Source organism: Sphingomonas sp. CFBP 13714 (assembly GCF_014842205.1).
Classification (GTDB): Bacteria; Pseudomonadota; Alphaproteobacteria; order Sphingomonadales; family Sphingomonadaceae; genus Sphingomonas; species Sphingomonas aerolata.
The window spans coordinates 470,898-488,334 of the sequence record NZ_JACYVG010000003.1; the positions used below are offsets into that span (position 1 = coordinate 470,898).

The following is a 17,437-nucleotide window of genomic DNA, read 5'->3' on the forward strand; positions in this document are numbered from 1 at the left end:
ACCCCGCCCCGCCGGATCACCGTGCCGACATCGTCCAACCCAGGGCGGACCGCCGCATCGTCACGTCGAGCAGTGCGGCGAGCGGCGTGGGATCACGCGCGAGCCCTGCCGTGGCGATCGTCGCACGGACCGGGCGATCGGCGATCTCCGGTGCCACCGCGATCGTGATGCCCAGCGTTCGCGACAGATCCTCGGCGACTTCGGTCATTGGCGCATTTTCGAACGCCAGCCGCCCCTCGCGCCACGATCCGACCGCCGTGGCATCGACCGTGATCCGCATCACACCGCCGCGCGTGGCCACCACACCCTGCCCCGCCGTCATCCGGATCGCGTTCGGACCCGGATCATAGTCGACCGCACCTTCGGACACGGCAACGCGCATGCCGTCGCTGGTCCGCTTGACGTCGAAGGCCGTGCCGACATCGACCAGGCGCGTCTCGCCGACCCGGACCTCGAACGGATCCGCCGCATCATGCGCGACGACGAACATCGCCTCGCCACGATCAAGCGTCGCGATGCGCGCATCACGTCGATCGATCGTCACGAGGGACCCGCCGGCGAGCATGATCCGGCTTCCCTCAGCGAGGAGGATCGTCCGCGCGGCCCCCGGCGCCGCCTCGACGGCATAGGGTTGGGGGCGGCGCTCATAGACCGAAAGGCCGGCGACGACCGCCAGCGATGCGGCGATCGCCCCGCCGGCCCACCGTCCTATCCGCTGCGGCGCGCGTCGTGCCGGCTTGGCGATCGGCTGCGCCACCGCCCCCGCCTGCGGCGCGCGCAACGATGCGACGCCATCATCGATCGCGGCGCTCAGCGCGTGATAGCGCGTGGCATGCGTCGGGTCCGCCTCCATCCACGCCATGAAGCCGGGCCAGTCGTCGAATGCGGGATCGCCCGTCCGCACGATCCAGTCGAGCGCCTGTGCGTCCAATGCGGTGTCGTCCTGCGCCATCATGGCCTCCTGACTGGCTTGACGGAGACGTTCGCCTCAAACCTCATCGAGCCGCCCTTTCAACGCGATCATCGCACGATAGGCCTGCCGCAGGTCGCTTTCGACGGTGCTGAGGCTCACGCCCATCTCGTCCGCGATCGCACGTTGGGCGATCCCGTCGATCCGGTGGCGGCGAAACACCGCCGCGGCGCGTTCGCCGATCGCCTCCAGCGCGCGCGCTGCCATCCGCGCCTCTTCGCGCGCGATCAGCACGCGCTCACCCGACGGCGCATCGGACTGGCCCGCGACCGTGGCGCCGACCGCGTCGCTCCAGTCATTGTCGCGTCGGGCGGCCTGCCGGACCGCGCGATGACGGTCGAGCATGAGATTGTGCGCCGCGCGGTACAGGTAGGCCAGCGGCGCGGCGATCGGTCCGCCGCGCGGCGTCCGCACACGGATCCAGAGCTCGTGCAAAAGGTCTTCCGCTGCATCCCCCGCGCCATGCGCCGACAGAAAGCGGAGCAGCGTATCGCGATTGGCGAGGAAAACGGCCTCCAGACCCTGCGTGTCCATCCGTCGCCTATACCGTAAGAGAAAACGTCACGACCATGGCGGATGCTCGGCCGCAGGCGGCGCGCGTTAGCCCCTCACGGATGCGCGCGTCGCGGCCGCGGTGTCGCCTCAGCCTGCAACGTCGACCGGATGCGTCGCGATGATCGTCGGTCGCGCGGCGGCGAGATCGCGCGAGGCCACGCCCAGCGCCTTGAAATGGTCGGACGCCATGTGCGCCTGAACCGCGGCATCGTCGACATACAGCTCGTTGAACACGAAGCGCCGGTCGCCATCGGCCTCGCGCCACAGATCGTAGTGGAGCACCCCCGGTTCATTCCGCGACGCCGCGGCGCAGATGCGGGCGGCGTCGATGAACGCCTCCTCATGGCCGGGCTTGACGGAAACGAACGCAATGACCTTCACGGGCATATCGACCTCCTGGGCGTGATTTCGCCACAGCCTGTGCGCGCCCGGCGGATGGCGCGCAACCCCGCCAAAGGGTCAGACGCCCAGTTCCGCCATCGTCACGACCCGGTGCTCGCGCGCGCTGATCTCCGCGGCGGTGCCGATCGCGACCGCGCGCAGGCCGTCTTCCGCGGTGACCTGTACCGGTCCCTCGCCGCGCACGGCGGCGGCAAAAGCGGCGTGCTGATAATAGGTTGCGCCTTCGTGCGAGCCCGCGGCCCGGGCCGCCGGATCGACCGAGACATGACTGCGCTCGACCGCCTTGGGGTTGAGAAATCCGACCCGTGGCGAATAGACGAGTTCGCCTGCAGGAATCAGCACGTCGAGCCGCGCCGCATCGCCCGTCGCCGACATCTCCTCCTGATTCTCCGCACCATCGGCGAACATGCTGAGATCGAGCATCGCCCGCACGCCGTTCGCGAAATCGACCGTCGTATAGCTGTTGTCGATGATGTCCGGGCGCTCGCCGTCATAAAGTTCGTCGAGATGGTTCACGTCCATCGCGCCCGAGCAATGGACGCGCACCGCTTCCGACCCGACGATCAGCCGCATCAGATCGAAGAAGTGACAGCATTTCTCCACCATCGTGCCGCCGGTGTTCCGGGCAAACCGGTTCCAGTCGCCGACCTTGGGCAGGAAGGGAAAGCGGTGCTCGCGGATCGACAGCATCTGCAACCGGCCGACCCGGCCCGCCTGGACCTGCTCGATAAAGGCGGCAGCAGGCGGCATGAAGCGATACTCCATCCCGGTCCAGAACGGCTTGGCGTGTGCGGCGGCACGCTCGACGATCCACCGCGCATCGTCGATCGTCGTCGCCAGCGGTTTCTCGCACAGGATCGCGGCGTCCATCGCGAACAGCTGATCGAGCACGTCGCGGTGCGTATTGTTCGGCGACGCGATGACGATCGCATCGACATCGGCCCGCTTTGCAAACGCCTCGACCGAGTCGAACCGCGCGACGCCATCGGCCCGGTCGCCGAGCGCCTCGGTCGCCCAGTCAATCGACGTCGCGACCGGATCCGCGATCGCGACGATCTCTGCACCGGGCAGGATCGCCAGGTTGCGGATGTGTTCGACGCCCATCATGCCCGTTCCGACGACACCGTATCTGATCGTGGCTACCAAGCTGTCTATCCCTATGCCATGAGCCGTCGGCATGACGACGATCCGCCTTTCCAACGACCTTCGCCCGCTCGGCAAGAGCGAAATCCTTGTTTCGCCGATAGCCTGGGGCATGTGGCGGCTGGCCGGAGAAACCGCGCCTGTCCGCGCGATGATCGACGCGGCGCTGGGTGCGGGGATCAACTTCTTCGACACCGCCGACATCTATGGCTGCGACGTCCCGGCGGGTTTCGGCTCGGCAGAGGCGCTGTTCGGTCGCGCGCTGGCCGAGGACCGCAGCCTGCGCGCAAACATGGTGATCGCGACCAAGGCGGGCATCCGTCCCGGCATCCCGTATAATTCCAGTGCACAGTATCTGGCCGACGCCCTCGATGCGTCGCTGACGCGGATGGCGATCGACCAAGTCGACCTGTACCAGATTCACCGCCGCGATTTCATGACCCATCCGCAGGAGGTCGCCGCGGCGCTGACGCGCATGGTCGACGCGGGCAAGGTGCGCAGCATCGGCGTCTCGAACTATAGCGTCCACGAATTTGCCGCGTTGCAGGCGTTTCTCGGCCAGCCGATCGTCAGCACCCAGCCCGAGTTTTCGCCGCTCCAGACCGCGCCCCTGTTCGATGGCACGCTCGATCAGGCGATGGAGCACGACGTCGCCGTGATGGCGTGGTCGCCGCTTGGCGGGGGCCGGCTGGCGCAGGGCGATCATCCGGCGGCAACGCTGCTCGCCGAGCATGGCGCCCGCTACAGCGTCGACGCCGCGACCGCGACCCTCGCCTGGATCATGGCGCATCCGGCGCGGATCATCCCGATCGTCGGCTCGCAGACCCCGGCGCGGATCGCAGCCTCGGCCGATGCGTACAAGGTCGAATGGACCCGCAGCGAATGGTATGCGGTGCTGCAGGCCGGCATGGGTGTCTCGCTGCCATGACCGATCCGTCGGCAAGCCTTCCGCCCTGCGAGATCAGCTGGTTTTCCGCGCTGTGCGATGATGATTACGAATTTCTCGGCGTCCCCGACCCCGCGCTGAAATCGAGCTGGGAGCATTGTCGCGACATCGTGATGCAGGCCGAGACGGCGGGATACGACAATATCCTGCTGCCCTCGGGCTATACGCTCGGCATCGACACGACCGCGTTCGCCGCGGGGATCGCGCCGATGCTCAAGAGATTGCGGTTGCTGATGGCGGTACGGATCGGCGAAAGCTGGCCGCCGCAGCTCGCCCGGCAGATTGCGACGATCGACCAGATGCTCGGCGGTCGGCTGGCGATCAACATCATCTCCAGCGACCTGCCCGGCGAAACGCTCGCAAGCGCGCCACGCTACGCCCGCACGGTCGAGGCGATGCACATCCTGCGCACGCTGCTCGACGGCAAGCCGCTCGACCATGACGGCGACTTCTGGAAGCTGAAGCTCGATCCTCCGCGGACGACCACCGTGTCGGGGCGCTGTCCCGCGCTTTATTTCGGTGGCTTGTCCGAGGCCGCACGGGAGGCCGCGGCGACCAATGCCGACGTCTATCTGATGTGGCCCGATACGATGGACGGCGTCCGTGCGATCATCGCCGACCTGCGCGCCCGCGCCGCACGTCACGGCCGCACGCTGCGCTTCGGCTACCGTGTCCATGTCGTCGTCCGCGAGACCGAGGCGGAAGCCCGCGCCGCGGCCGATCGTCTGCTGTCCAAGCTCGACGATGCCGAAGGCCAGGCGATCCGCGCGCGTTCGCTCGATTCGCAGTCCGCCGGCGTCCGTCGTCAGGCCGAACTGCGCGAGGGATCCGACGACGGCTATGCCGAGGCCAATCTGTGGACCGGGATCGGCCGGGCGCGGTCGGGATGCGGTGCCGCGATCGTCGGCGATCCGGACCAGGTGCTCGCCAAGCTCAACGCCTACCGGGCCGAAGGGATCGATGCGTTCATCCTGTCGGGCTATCCGCATGCCGCCGAAGCCGACCTGTTCGCCCGTCACGTGCTGCCGCGGATCGAGCATGGTCCCTTGGTCGTCTAGGACGCAGGCCTGGCCGCTGCGACCGACTGAAATCAAATAACCGACGCGGACAAGAGAAACTGGCTCGCATCCATCGTCCTCTCGTCCATGCTGGCCCGCTATGACTTTGCCCATCAAGACCGTCGCGCAACTCAGCGCCCGTGGCCGCACATTGCTGTTCGCGCTCGTCGTCACCGCCGGCATCCTCAACCTCGTCGACCGCCAGATCATCGCCGTGCTCAAGCCGACGATCGCCGCCGATCTCGGCTGGAGTGACGATGATTACGGGACGCTCGCCGCTTGGTTCCAGGGCGGCGCGGCGTTCGCGTTCCTGTTCACCGGCTGGATCGTCGACAAGCTCGGGGTGAAATGGGCGAACCCGATCGGTGTCGCCGCGTGGAGCATCGCCGCAATGGCGCATGGCTGGGCGCGATCGATGACCGAGTTCGTGATGATCCGCGTCAGCCTGGGCGCGACCGAGGCGATGGGCACGCCGACCGGAATCAAGACGATCGCGTCGGTGCTGCCCAAGAACTGGCGGTCGAGCGGGTTTGGCGCGACCAATGCTGCCAACAGCATCGGTGCGATCCTGGCGCCGCTGGCCATTCCGGGGGGCGCTCTGCTCGTCGGCTGGCGGGGGACGTTCGTCGTCGCAGGTGCGCTCGGGCTCGCCTGGGCGGCGGTCTGGCTGATCGCGACCCGTCGCCTGCGCTTCACCTCGCAGCCCATGGGCGCCGTCGATGCCGCGGCACCGGTCGGCGACTATGGCCCGATCCTGCGCAACCGCCAGACCTGGGCAATCGCGGTCGCCAAGATCCTGTCCGACGCGACCTGGTGGCTGATGCTCTTCTGGTTGCCCGACTTCTTCCACCGTCAATATGGGCTGAGCGGGGTCGCGCTCGGCGTCCCGCTCGCGATTGCCTATGGTGGCGCGGCGGTCGGCTCGCTGCTCGGCGGCGGCGTGGCGACCCGGTTGCTGAGCCTCGGCTATAGCGTCAACGCCGTCCGCAAGGGCATATTGCTGGTTGCCGCGCTCTGCGTCCTGCCCGTTCCGCTCGTGCTTTACGCCGGCAGCTATCCCGTTACGATCGCGCTGATGGCGCTGACGCTCGCCGCGCACCAGGCGTTCTCGACCAACCTGTTCGCGCTGATCGCCGACGTCGTCCCGCAGGACAAGCTGGGCCGGGTCACCGCGTTCGGCTCGTTCAGCGGTAATGTCGGTGGTATGGTGATCGCGAAAATCGCCGGCCTCGTCCTGACCGCCGGGCTCGGCTATCTGCCGTTGTTCCTGTTCGCCAGCGTCTCCTATCTGCTCGCGGTAAGCTGGATCCAGCTGCTGCTGCCGCGGTTGCGCCCGGTCGAGGGGCACTAAAGCTGATACGATGCCCCTGCATCCAGATCTATATACCCATCGGCTGAATGGGATTTAAAAGACGACATCATCTTCGGGAGGGATATCATGATCGATCCACGCCATGTGGCGCTGCTGGCCGGCACCGCGCTTGCGACCCTGGCCACGCCGGCATTCGCTCAGGACACGGCCGCGGCGCCGACAGCCGCGACGCCCAAGGCGGCGACGCCTGCCGCCGACACCGGCGAAGACGTCGTCGTCACCGCGCGCTTTCGCAACGAAAGCCTGCAGTCCGTACCGATCGCGATCACCGCCGTCAGCGGACAGTCGCTCGCCGAACGCCAGTTGAACACCGTCGAGAACATCGCCGCGACGATCCCCGCGGTCGGCTTTCGCAGCGGTGCGTCGAACAAGGACCGGACGATCTTCATTCGCGGCGTCGGCACGATCACCACTTCGCCGGGCGTCGAGCCGTCGGTGTCGACCGTGCTCGACGGCGTCGTCCTCACCCGCCCCGGCCAGTCGACGCTCGACCTGGGCGAGGTCGAGCGGATCGAGGTGCTGCGTGGCCCACAGGGCACGCTGTTCGGCAAGAACGCGTCCGCGGGCGTCGTCAACATCGTCACCCGCAATCCGACCGACGAATTCCGGATGTTCGGCGAAGCCGGCGTCACGTCAGACGAGGAATACCGGATCAAGGCCGGCATCTCGGGCGCGATCGTGCCCGGCAAGGTCCAGGCGCTGATCGGCGGCCTTTACGACGACTTCAAGGGCAATGTCCGCAATGTTACCCGCAACGACGACGTCAACGGCTATCGGCGCTACGGTGCGCGCGGCAAGCTGGTGATCACGCCGTCGGACGCGCTGAAGTTCACAATCATTGGTGACTATCTCAATTCGCACGATACCACCCCGACCAGCGTCTATGCCAGCACCAGCCGAACCGCCTACCCCACCGGCACCGTCACCAATTCGCCCGACCTGGCCGCCGCGCTCACGGCAAGTGGCATCGGTGCGAACGCCAGCAACCGCCGGACGAACAACGATACGATCACCGACGTGCGCGACGAGAATTACGGCGGCTCGTTCACGGGCGACCTCACGCTCGGCGACTATCACCTCACCTCGATCACCGGCTGGCGGCAATGGCTGAACACGCAGCGTCAGGATTATGACAGCGTCGCCGCGCTATCGACCGCCTTCCCGTCCGGCCAGGATACGGGGCGGGTGAACACCAAGCAGTTCTCGGAGGAGCTGCGCCTCACATCACCGAAGGGCGGGCTGATCGATTACGTGCTCGGCGCCTATTATCTCCACGCCACCACCGACGAGACCTATCAGCGGACGCTGACGTCGCTCGCCGCTGGTGGTGCGCGCAACACGACGACGGGTGCCGCGAACTACGGCATCACCAACGACAATTTCGCGTTGTTCGGCGAGGCCAACGTCAATTTCACCCCGCGCTTCCGTGGTATCGCGGGCTATCGTTCGACCTGGGACAGCCTCGATTTCTACCATGTCCGCACGTCGAGCGCGGATCCGCTCAATACCGGTGCAGCGGCGCTCGATCGCCCCGGCGTGCGCGCCTATCACAATGCCAGCGACGGGCTCGATCGGCGTGGCGACAGCTACCGGCTCGGTCTCCAATATGATCTCGGCGATCATGCGCAGACCTATTTCACCTATTCGCGCGGCTATAAGGGGCCGGCGTATAACGTGTATTTCAACATGCGGTCGCTTAACGCCACGACGCCGCTCGACGAGGTTCCGCTAAGCCCGGAGACGTCGAACTCCTATGAAGTCGGGTTGAAGGGCAGCACCGCGGACCGTGCACTGAGCTACAGCCTTGCCGCATTCACGACGAACTTCGACGGGTATCAGGCCAGCTTCAACGACGTCGTCGCCGGCGCGCAGGTCAGCCGCCTGATCAATGCCGGCTCGGTGCGGTCGCGCGGTGCGGAAGCGGACGTGACGCTGCGCCCGACCAAGGGGCTGACGCTCGACATCTCGGCCGCCTATACCGACGCCACGGTGCGCAATTTCCTCTGCCCGCCGGGTGCGCCGACGAGCTGTAACATCGACGGCCAGCCACTCCCCTATGCGCCGAAGATCAAGCTCTATGAGAATGCGGCCTACCGCTTCGCGCTCAGCGACACGCTAGCGCTCGAACTGCAGAGCGACGTGACGTTCAGCAGCAAGGTGCAATATGCGCTGGCGCAGACACCGAGCACCGTGCAGCCCGCCTATGCGATCTGGAATGCGAGTGTCGCCCTGCTCAGCGACCAGTCGGGCTGGCAGTTGCGCGCCTATGTGAAGAACCTGACGAACACCTCCTATTCGTCGTTCCTCACCGCAGGGACGTTCGCAGGGACGGTCCGGTTCGTCCCGCGTGACGACCAGCGCTACGCCGGGCTGCTGCTGCGCAAGGACTTCTGACCGCCGCTGGCCGCGGCGGACCGGTTGGACGCGCGGTTCATCCGATCAGCCGCGCGGCGGCCTTGCGCGCGGTTGCACCATAGGGGGGCTTCAGGCCAGCCAGTTTGGCGACGTCGAACCGCGCCTGCCGGAAGACCGCGCGGGCATGGCTGAACGTACGGAACCCGTCTGCGCCGTGATAGGCGCCCATGCCCGACGGGCCGATGCCGCCGAACGGCAGATCCTCCATCGAGACATGGAGGATCACGTCGTCGAGGCTGACGCCGCCCGACACGGTTCGATCGAGCAACCGGCGACGCTCGCCCGCATCGCTGCCGAAGTGATAAAGGGCAAGCGGCCGGTCGCGCCGGTTGATCTGGCCGATCGCGTCGTCGATATCGTCATAACGACGGATCGGCAGGACCGGGCCGAAGATCTCCTCCTGCATCACGATCATGTCATCGGTCGCGTCGCGGACGATGTGGAGCGGCATCTTGCGCGTGTTCGCACCGCTGAGGTCCTCGCCCGCCGGATTGACGATCTCGACCCGCGCGCCCTTGGTTCGGGCATCGTCGAGCCAGTCGTTCAACCGCGCCATGTGACGGTCGCTGACCAGCGACGTATAGTCCGGGTTGTCGAGCAATGTCGGATACATCGCGCTCGCCGCCGCGGTCAGTCCGGCCACTACGGCAGGCTCGTCGGCGTCGCGGACCAGCATGTAATCGGGCGCAAGACAGATCTGGCCGGCATTCAGCATCTTGCCGAGCGCCACCCGCTCGGTCGCGCGCGCGATATCCGTCCCCGCACCGATCACCACCGGCGACTTGCCCCCCAGCTCCAGCGTCACGGGGACAAGATTGTCGGCGGCCGCGTGGAGGATATGGCGCCCGATCCCTGTCGCGCCGGTGAAGAGCAGATGGTCGAAAGGCAGGCTGGCAAACGCCTTGCCGACCTCCGGCCCGCCCCCGACAAAGGCGAGCTCGTCCGCCGCGAAATACCGCCCGACGAGCTCCTCGAACAGCGCACCCGTGACCGGGGTATATTCGCTGGTCTTGACGATCGCCCGGTTGCCGGCCGCGAAGATGCCCGCAAGCGGCGCCATGACGAGGTTGACCGGGAAGTTCCACGGCGCGATCACCCCGACCACGCCCTTGGGCTGATATTCGACCCAGGCCTTCGCGCCGAGCAGCCCTAGCGGGAACTGCACCGCACGCCGCTCCGGCTTGGCCCAACGGTCGAGATGCTTGATCGCATGCGTGATCGGCGCGATCGATCCGGCGATGTCGGTGATCATCGATTGCTCGCGGCTCCGGTGCCCGAAATCCTCCGACAGCGCGTCGCAGAACCGCGTGGCGGACTCGCGGATCATCGCCGCAGCCCTTTTCAGCCGGTCCTTGCGGACCGACAGCAGCTCGGGCATCGCCGCCATCGATGCCGCGCGCTGCGCCGCCAGGATCGCCATCATGTCGGTCATCACCATCTCCCATCCGGCGTACCCGCCCGGCCCGGTTACAATACCCGTGTCATGCCGTCTGCGCCTGCCGCTTCGCAAGCGGGTTGCATACCGGCCTCGCGGAGGCTTGGCGTGACATGTCGGCGCAATCTATGTGTCGGCGGATGACGCATATGAATGAGAGCGACCATGCGGCCCCCACGCCGCTTCGCCATCCGGCCGCGCGTGCAGCCGGTCTCGCGCTCAGTGTGGTGGCCGGTCTTGCGCTGTTCGCCAGGCTCGCGGCGAACCGCGTGGAACGCCGGGTACCGGCCGACGGCAGGTTCATCGATATCGACGGGCGACGCGTGCATTATCTCGAACGCGGTACGGGCCCGGCGATCGTGATGATTCACGGGCTTGGCGGGCAGATACGCAACTTCGGCTATGCGTTGCTCGACCGACTGAGTGCGGATCACCGGGTGATCCTGATCGACCGCCCCGGCTCGGGCTATTCGGCGCCAATCGCGCAGGCCAATATCCGTGCACAAGCCGTGCACATCGCGGCGTTCATCACCGCGATGGGGCTCGACCGACCGCTCGTCGTCGGCCACTCGCTGGGCGGCGCGATCGCGCTCGCGCTGGCGCTCGATCATCCGCAGCAGGTCGGCGGGCTCGCGCTGATCGCACCCCTGACTCAGCCACTCGCCACCGTGCCGCAGATCGTCGCAACGCGCGCCATCGCTACGCGCGCGATGCGCAGCGCGCTGGCATGGACGGTCGCCACGCCCGCTGCCTTGCTCGCACGACCCAGCGGCGCGCGCATCGTCTTCGCACCCGATCCGGTACCCGACGATTTCGCCACGCGCGGCGGCGGCGCGCTGATCGGTCGTCCATCGGCCTTTGCCGGAGCGGCGGCAGATCTCGCCGCGGCAAATGCCGATCTGCCGGCCATGGTCGCGCGCTATCCCTCACTGTCCGTTCCGACCGCGATCCTGTTCGGACGCGACGACGCGGTGCTCGATCCGTTGGCGCACGGCCAGGGTCTCGCCGACGCCTATCCCGGCGCAGCGCTCACGCTGGTCGCGGGCGGCCACATGATCCCCGTGACACGACCCGATGACGTGGTCGCATGGCTTTCCACGCTGACCAAGCCGGGAGCCCCCGTCTAAGGCGCTCGCAAACCGTCAGCTGCGATACCGGGCCTCGACGAGGTCGAGCTCACGGACCAGCTTGCGGATCGTCGCACTGCCGATCCGGCGATCGCGCGCGAGGTCGACGATCGTGCTGCGTTCCGCCTGGAGCGCGACGAGCTTGAAGTCCCGCTCGATCCGGTCCTGCACCCGCGCGGCCGCGGACGCCTTGGCAGAACCGCTGCGGCTGTCGATCCGGTCGCGATAGATGTCCATCACCCGGCCACCCGCCGCCGCATAGAAATCGCCATCGCCCATCCGTTCGGCCAGCTCATGCTGCGACCGCTCGACCGCGCGGATCGCCGCTTCCGCCGCCGCAACCCTCGCCGCATCCTCTTCCGCCAGCAGCGACGGCTCGGGCGGCATCGTCAGGCCGTTGAGGAGGATCGGCAAGCCGACGCTCGCCAGCACCAGCGACACGATGATCACCCCTGCGGCGAGGAATATGGCAAGGTCGCGCGCAGGAAACGCGGTGCCGTCGTCGAGCACGAGCGGAATCGTCAGGACACCTGCAAGGGTGATCGCCCCGCGGACCCCCGCCAGCGACATCGCCGCCACCAGCCGCCAGTCCGGGCTGTGGACCGTCACCCCGTCGCGATAGCGTCGGCGCAGCAGCGTCAGCCGCAACGACACCCAGACCCAGACGAACCGCAGGGCGGCGAGTCCGGCGACGATCGCGAGGACATAAGCGGCAAGCCAGCCGGTGCTGTCATGCCCCGTCATCTTGACCGTCGTCCTGGCACCCGCAAGGATCGCCGGCAGCTGTTCGCCGAGCAGCACGAAGATGATGCCGTTGAGCGCGAACTGGATCGTGTCCCACACCGAGTTGCGCCGCATCCGCGTATTGGGCAGCGCCTGACGCGATATCTCGGCATAGGTCATCGTCACGCCCGCCGCGACGGCCGCGAGGATCCCCGACGCGTGAAGATGTTCGGCGAGCAGATACGAACCGAACGGAATCAGCAGACTGACAAGGATCTGCGACCCCGATTCCTCGCCGAACCGCCGCGATACCCATGCTTTGGCGCGCGTGACGGCGAGCGTCACGCCGACGCCCACCACGATGCCTGCGCCGGCAACCCAGACGAAGTTGATCGCGGCGGAGGACGGCGAGAAGGATCCGGTCAGCGCCGCGGCGATCGCGAAGCGCAGACAGACGAGGCCCGACGCGTCGTTCAGCAGCGATTCCCCTTCGAGAATATGCATCATCCGCTTCGGGATCGGGACGCGCGCGGCGATCGCCGAGACCGCGATCGGGTCGGTTGGCGAGACGACCGCGGCCAGCGCGAACGCGACGGCAAGCGGCATCACCGGGATCATCCAGTGGATGAACAGCCCCATGCCGATGACCGTGATCAGCACCAGCCCCAGCGCCAGTTCGACCACGGTCGAAATGTCCTTGAGCAGCTCGTCTTTGGGGATCCGCCAGCCATCGAGGAACAGCAGGGGCGGCAGGAACAGCAGCAGGAAGAGTTCGGGATCGAGCGCGACCCGGTACGACGTCGACAAACCGATGACCGCACCGAGCATGATCTGCACCAGAGGCGTCGGCACCGGCACGGGGAGCATTCGCGAAATGGACCCGCTCAGGACGACCGCGAGCAGCAGGAACAGAACGATCGATACAGCTTCCAAAAGATACTCCCGCTTGGCGTCAGGTCCTTCCTAACCGGCACACGCCACAAACGACACCCCCTTGGACCGAACGATCATCAGTCGACCGTCACGAGGCCGGCGGCAAAGGCGATCCGAAGCGCCTCGGACAGGCTGCGTACGCCGAGCTTGTCCATCAGATTGGCACGGTAGATCTCGACGGTCCGCGGGCTCAGGCTCAGTGCATGCGCAATCACCTTGTTCGGCTGGCCGTCGATCAGTCCCATCAGCACGTCGGTCTCGCGCATCGAGAGCCGCGCGATCCGCTGACGCGCCGCCTGGGTCCGGTCCGCCGCCGCGGTTTCGGTTTCGAGCCGCGCAAAACCTTCGTCGACCGTGCGCAGCAGGATGTGCGGATCGCACGGCTTTTCGAGAAACTCGAGTGCGCCCGCCTTCATCGCCTCGACGGCGAGCTGCACGTCGCCCTGCCCGGTCAGGATGATCGGCGCAAAATGCGGTGCGAACGGCACAAGCTTTCGCAACACCTCGAGCCCGGTGGTTCCGGGCATATGATGGTCGAGCAGCACGATACCCGGGTCGAGGCTGCTGAGCTCGTCCAGAAACGCATCCCCGGAGCGAAAGCCGCGGATCAGCAGGTTCGGCCGGGTCGACAGCAGCCCCTGCACCGATGCACGGACGGCGTCGTCATCGTCGACGACATAGACGGTACGCATCCAGACATCCTTTCACGGCTTATTCCAAACAGACATGCGGCACGGTGAAGCGAAAGCAGGCGCCACCGCCCGGGGCATTGAAGCCGACAAGCTCCCCGCCATGCGCTTCGACGATCCGGCGGCAGATCGACAGGCCGATGCCCATGCCCCCCTCCCCCTTCGATGACGTGAAGGGCGTGAACATCCGCGACAGGATCGCATCGGGCAAGCCGGGACCATTGTCGCAGATGCTGATCTCCACGAGCGCCGCATTGTTCAACCGCGCCTCGATCCGGACGCCGCGCGCGCCGTCGGGCGATGTCGCCAACGCCTCGAACGCGTTGCGGAGCAGGTTGACGACCACCTGCTGCACCTGGATCCGATCCGCGAGCATGAAGTCGGCGTCGGGGGACAGCGCGAAGCTCAGCTCGATATCGGCATGCTGTCCACCGGACGTCAGCAACGTGACGGCCTCACGCAGTGTCGCCTCCACGGGCTCGATCCGCATCTCGGACTCGCGCTTGGCGATGAACTCGCGAAGCCGGTGGATGATGTCTCCTGCCCGCAGGGCCTGCGTGTTCGCTGATATCAACGTGGCCTTGAGCCGGTCGCCATCCATGCCGGCGCCGCTGTCGAGGAGCAATTCAGCGGTCGTGACGAAGTTCGCGATCGCAGCGAGCGGCTGGTTGAGTTCATGCGCGAGCGCCGCAGCCATTTCGCCGACCGCGTTCAACCGGATGACCTGCATCAATTCCCGCCGGACGAGGCTCAGCCGCTCTTCCGCCGCGATCCGTTCCGAAATGTCACGGACGAACCCGGTCAGCACACGTTCGCCATCTACCAGCGCTTCGCCGACGTGCAGTTCTACCGGGAAGCTGCTCCCGTCCGCGCGCCGCGCGGTGGTGAGCCGGCCATGACCAACGCCACGCCGATCGCCCGAGGCCGGATAACGCCGTAAATACCCCTGCTGCCACGCCTCGCGCTCGCCCGGGATCAGGGTCTGCACGTTCAATCCGATCGCCTCGGCGGCGCTATAGCCGAAGATGAGTTCGGCGGCGGCGCTGAAGGAGCGGATGGCGCCGGCCTCGTCGATTACGATCATCGCATCGGGCACGGTTTCGAGGATCGACCGCAGCTGTGCCTCGCGCACCCGAAGCGCCGCCTCGCGCTCTTCATGCCGCGTGATGTCCAACGTGATCCCCGTGGTCCGGACCAACGCGCCTGCCTGATCATAGAAGCAGCGCGCAGAGCCTTCGAGGAAACGCTGCGTGCCGTTGGGCAGTCTCAATCGATAGGTGAAACTGATGCGCGGTGCGCGCATGCCGACGGTTTCGGCGATCGTGCGCTCGACCTCCGCCAGGTCGTCCGGGTCGATCAACGCCGCCCAGCTCGGATAATCGTGCAGGCTTCCCGCGGGCAGCCCCAGACGCTGCTCGGACCCTGCGGTCCAGGTCAGCGCCCCCGTTGCGATTTCCCATTCGAAGACCCCGATCTCGTGCGCACTGCTGGCGAGCGCGAGACGCTCCTCGCTCTTGCGCAGCGCGGCCTCGATCTCGAGCCGGGTGCTGATATCGGTCATCGACAGGACGAGGGCCGGCGCACGGGCCAGCTTCTCGACCCTGCGCGCCTGCTCGATCACGTGCACCGCGCTGCCGTCGCGTCGGCGCTCGATCAGTTCACGCTCGCCATCGGCATGCGGGCAGCCGGTCGCCAAGCTGCCGTCGGCGGTGCACGACGCGAGCAGTACATGCTTCTGCCTGCCGAGCGCCTCGTGCGCACGCCACCCGTATAATTCCTCGCACCCGCGCGACCAGTGGATGATCCGGTCATCGGTATCGACCAGCGCCATCGGTGCGGCGTTCAATGCCTCGGTCAGCTCGGACAACGCGGCGCGATGCCGCGCTGCGCTCCGCACCGTCCAGGTGACGAGCGCGCTGACCACCACGAAATTCAGCGTGACGGTCAGCAGTTCGCCCCAGACCGCAGACACCCCGGCAAGCTCGATGCTCGCCATTTCCACGAGCGGCGCTAGCACCGGTACGACCAGCAGCAGCGGCAGAACAAGTCGCAACATGTGCCATTCGGGCGACCAGGCACCGGGCTCGTCCAGAATATCACTTCGCCAGGCAAGTACCGCCAGGGCCAGCAGCATCGCGCCGATCGCGGATGGCAGGGACGTCGACGACAGATGCCACCCGGTCGCATGCAGGGCCGGGAGCATCGGGATCAACAATAAGGCTGTGCTTGCAGTCACCAAACTGCCGCCTGCGAGTGCCGCCGCCAGCCGTCCATAGGAGCGGGTATTTGCCGCGGCTGCGCCGATCGCGACGGGCAATGCGACGAGTATGAGATCGGCGACAATGCCCGGCCCCGTCATCGCGCGATCAAAGGCTGTCCGGACATCGTCCGCAAACAGCCACCCATCGATTCCATGGCTCCCGGCCGGCAGGACCAGTTGGACGAACAGGCGCTCAAGACCAATGGCGATCGGCACGGCGAGCAGCGGCATGGCTCGGCGACTGGAATGTCCGCGTGACAAAATCAGGGTCGCCGCCGCCATGCAGGCAAAGGCAATGCAGCCGAACGGCGGCATTGGCTCGACCAAACCGAACGTCGTCAGCACGGGAATCCGCAGCATCCATCCGATCAACGGGATCGTCGCGCAGGCAAAGACAGCCGCTATGCACAACCCGGCCACAGTACGGCCCGGCTGGCTCATTGTCGAAACGGAATCGTCTTCTATTGAAGTCTCCATGCTATCCGACAAATATATGCCAATACTGTATTATTACCTAGCTCGTTGGCAAATATATTGACCCATAATGACGGGCATTTCCACCATTATGGTCAGCTACGAAAATGCGTCGATCCCGCGTCTTGGGAACGACGCGGCGATCCGCCCGAGAATAGGCCGGCGCGCCTAAGCATCGGTAAACGTCACCGAATATCAGCCGACGTTCTGGCTCCGCGACGGTCGTGGCCGCGGCCTCAATCCCGTGCTCTGCCGCTTTGACGACAATCAATGCCACGGTTCGCCATGACGGGCAGAGCGATGACCGGAGGAGCCGGCATGACGGACGGGCACGGCACGAAGCAGGACGGCAAGGCGCAGCGCGTCGATCGGGCATCGCGCGACGGCGAGTCGTCCCCGGTTCCAGCGTGTCGTCACTGGCATGTCATCCGCGACGACGATCTTGCGGACCTGTTGTCCGCGCATGCCGATCTGCGAAGCCTGTGCAGCATCCTCGAACATTGCGCAGACTGCTTGCCCGTCAGACCCTCGGCACGCGATGCGGACTGGATTTGTGCGCGACTGGCCTTGGTGACCGAACGGCACGACGATGGCCTCGAGCCGACGCTCGACACGCTGTTCCGGCGAACCCCGTCACAGCCGCTGATCGGCGTGTTGCTCGATCATGTCGCCGCACACCGCGCGACCGACGCCGTCTACGCACAGGATCTCATCGTCGCACTCGATCCGCGTTCGATCGAAGCCGACCGGTTCGCGCCCGACATGCTCGGCTATATGTTGCGATGCTTCTTCGACGGCTGCCGGCATGCCACCGACTTCACCGAACTGGCGATCCTGACCTTGGGACATGCCCGCCTCACGCGCGCCGCCAGGACGCGGCTGACCGACAGCCTGGCACGTAGCGCTTCACCCTGAGCACAGCCTGCTGTGGGTCC

At 66.6% G+C, this 17,437-nt stretch carries 15 protein-coding genes; 7 read left to right on the forward strand and 8 right to left on the reverse strand.

Annotated elements, in window-relative coordinates:
- Positions 1-16: 16 nt before the first annotated feature.
- The 4 genes from IFT54_RS09915 to IFT54_RS09930 all read right to left on the reverse strand — a co-directional run bounded on the left by IFT54_RS09915 (position 17) and on the right by IFT54_RS09930 (position 3,061).
- On the reverse strand, positions 17-955 hold the full coding sequence (locus IFT54_RS09915) for a FecR family protein (RefSeq protein ID WP_192070482.1): 939 nt from the start codon (positions 953-955) through the stop codon (positions 17-19).
- Between the two features lie 33 nt (positions 956-988).
- A complete protein-coding gene (locus IFT54_RS09920; RefSeq protein WP_192070483.1) occupies positions 989-1,504 on the reverse strand; it encodes an RNA polymerase sigma factor in 516 nt (171 codons plus the stop codon).
- Positions 1,505-1,612: 108 nt separating this feature from the next.
- Positions 1,613-1,912 (reverse strand): putative quinol monooxygenase, encoded by a 300-nt coding sequence (locus IFT54_RS09925; RefSeq protein WP_031394383.1) that lies wholly within the window; start codon positions 1,910-1,912, stop codon positions 1,613-1,615.
- A 72-nt stretch (positions 1,913-1,984) separates the two neighbouring features.
- The gene (locus tag IFT54_RS09930) at positions 1,985-3,061 is read right to left on the reverse strand and encodes a Gfo/Idh/MocA family oxidoreductase (protein WP_192070562.1); all 1,077 of its coding nucleotides are present in this window, start codon (positions 3,059-3,061) and stop codon (positions 1,985-1,987) included.
- A 43-nt stretch (positions 3,062-3,104) separates the two neighbouring features.
- Here IFT54_RS09930 and IFT54_RS09935 point away from each other — a divergent pair, with 43 nt between their 5' ends.
- From IFT54_RS09935 to IFT54_RS09950, 4 genes are all read left to right on the forward strand, one after another.
- A complete protein-coding gene (locus IFT54_RS09935; RefSeq protein WP_192070484.1) occupies positions 3,105-3,998 on the forward strand; it encodes an aldo/keto reductase in 894 nt (297 codons plus the stop codon).
- Positions 3,995-5,074, forward strand: a complete 1,080-nt coding sequence (locus IFT54_RS09940; protein WP_192070485.1) for an LLM class flavin-dependent oxidoreductase — start codon at positions 3,995-3,997, stop codon at positions 5,072-5,074. The genes IFT54_RS09935 and IFT54_RS09940 overlap by 4 nt, the downstream gene beginning before the upstream one ends.
- A gap of 100 nt (positions 5,075-5,174) precedes the next feature.
- Positions 5,175-6,425: an MFS transporter gene (locus tag IFT54_RS09945; protein WP_192070486.1), complete on the forward strand. Its 1,251-nt coding sequence runs from the start codon at positions 5,175-5,177 to the stop codon at positions 6,423-6,425.
- An 87-nt stretch (positions 6,426-6,512) separates the two neighbouring features.
- Positions 6,513-8,840 carry a TonB-dependent receptor gene (locus tag IFT54_RS09950; protein WP_192070487.1) on the forward strand — a complete coding sequence of 776 codons (2,328 nt, stop codon included), beginning with the start codon at positions 6,513-6,515 and terminating at the stop codon, positions 8,838-8,840.
- A gap of 37 nt (positions 8,841-8,877) precedes the next feature.
- On the opposite strand, the gene IFT54_RS09955 is transcribed toward IFT54_RS09950, so the two are convergent.
- Complete coding sequence (locus IFT54_RS09955) at positions 8,878-10,284, reverse strand: coniferyl aldehyde dehydrogenase (protein ID WP_443029547.1); 1,407 nt, start codon at positions 10,282-10,284, stop codon at positions 8,878-8,880.
- Positions 10,285-10,436: 152 nt separating this feature from the next.
- Here IFT54_RS09955 and IFT54_RS09960 point away from each other — a divergent pair, with 152 nt between their 5' ends.
- Positions 10,437-11,423, forward strand: coding sequence for an alpha/beta fold hydrolase (locus IFT54_RS09960; protein ID WP_244648779.1), 987 nt, complete (start codon positions 10,437-10,439; stop codon positions 11,421-11,423).
- A 15-nt stretch (positions 11,424-11,438) separates the two neighbouring features.
- On the opposite strand, the gene IFT54_RS09965 is transcribed toward IFT54_RS09960, so the two are convergent.
- The 3 genes from IFT54_RS09965 to IFT54_RS09975 form a co-directional block, all read right to left on the reverse strand.
- The gene (locus IFT54_RS09965) at positions 11,439-13,079 is read right to left on the reverse strand and encodes a Na+/H+ antiporter (protein WP_192070488.1); all 1,641 of its coding nucleotides are present in this window, start codon (positions 13,077-13,079) and stop codon (positions 11,439-11,441) included.
- A 77-nt stretch (positions 13,080-13,156) separates the two neighbouring features.
- Positions 13,157-13,771: a response regulator transcription factor gene (locus IFT54_RS09970; protein ID WP_031394397.1), complete on the reverse strand. Its 615-nt coding sequence runs from the start codon at positions 13,769-13,771 to the stop codon at positions 13,157-13,159.
- Between the two features lie 19 nt (positions 13,772-13,790).
- A complete protein-coding gene (locus tag IFT54_RS09975) occupies positions 13,791-16,259 on the reverse strand; it encodes a PAS domain S-box protein (RefSeq protein ID WP_192070489.1) in 2,469 nt (822 codons plus the stop codon).
- On the opposite strand from IFT54_RS09975, the gene IFT54_RS09980 reads away from it, so the two are divergent.
- Positions 16,231-16,566, forward strand: a complete 336-nt coding sequence (locus IFT54_RS09980; RefSeq protein WP_166747851.1) for a hypothetical protein — start codon at positions 16,231-16,233, stop codon at positions 16,564-16,566. The genes IFT54_RS09975 and IFT54_RS09980 overlap by 29 nt on opposite strands.
- Positions 16,567-16,820: 254 nt before the next feature.
- Positions 16,821-17,417: a hypothetical protein gene (locus IFT54_RS09985; protein ID WP_192070490.1), complete on the forward strand. Its 597-nt coding sequence runs from the start codon at positions 16,821-16,823 to the stop codon at positions 17,415-17,417.
- Positions 17,418-17,437 lie beyond the last annotated feature (20 nt).